Source organism: Streptomyces sp. LUP47B, from assembly GCF_001746295.1.
Taxonomy (GTDB): Bacteria; Actinomycetota; Actinomycetes; order Streptomycetales; family Streptomycetaceae; genus Streptomyces.
In genome coordinates this window covers 1-629 of sequence record NZ_MJAH01000047.1, presented here as the reverse complement: position 1 = coordinate 629, position 629 = coordinate 1, and the positions used below count along the sequence as shown (strand labels likewise).

Here is a 629-nt window from a genome sequence, read left to right as displayed (position 1 = left end):
TGGGGTCTGCAACTCGACCCCATGAAGTCGGAGTTGCTAGTAATCGCAGATCAGCATTGCTGCGGTGAATACGTTCCCGGGCCTTGTACACACCGCCCGTCACGTCACGAAAGTCGGTAACACCCGAAGCCGGTGGCCCAACCCCTTGTGGGAGGGAGCTGTCGAAGGTGGGACTGGCGATTGGGACGAAGTCGTAACAAGGTAGCCGTACCGGAAGGTGCGGCTGGATCACCTCCTTTCTAAGGAGCACTTCTTACCGATCCCTCCGGGGTGAGGTCAGAGGCCACTACGCAGGCACACGTTCTGCGGTGGTTGCTCATGGGTGGAACGTTGATTATTCGGCCAGGACCTCGGGTCGGAGGCTGCAAGTACTGCTCTTMGGAGCGTGGAACGCATGATCTCCGGACGGGAACTGGTCGGGCACGCTGTTGGGTGTCTGAGGGTACGAGCGTTGCTCGTCCTTCTGATGCCGGCCCCAGTGAACTCGCCTGTGAGGGCGGGGTGATGGGTGGCTGGTCGTTGTTTGAGAACTGCACAGTGGACGCGAGCATCTGTGGCCAAGTTTTTAAGGGCGCACGGTGGATGCCTTGGCACCAGGAACCGATGAAGGACGTGGGAGGCCACGATAG

1 rRNA gene is annotated in these 629 nt (G+C 59.9%); it reads left to right on the top strand.

Annotation, left to right across the window (positions count from 1 at the left end):
- Window positions 1-239: ribosomal RNA gene (locus BFN33_RS49010) — 16S ribosomal RNA — on the top strand; the annotation flags it as partial.
- Window positions 240-629 lie beyond the last annotated feature (390 nt).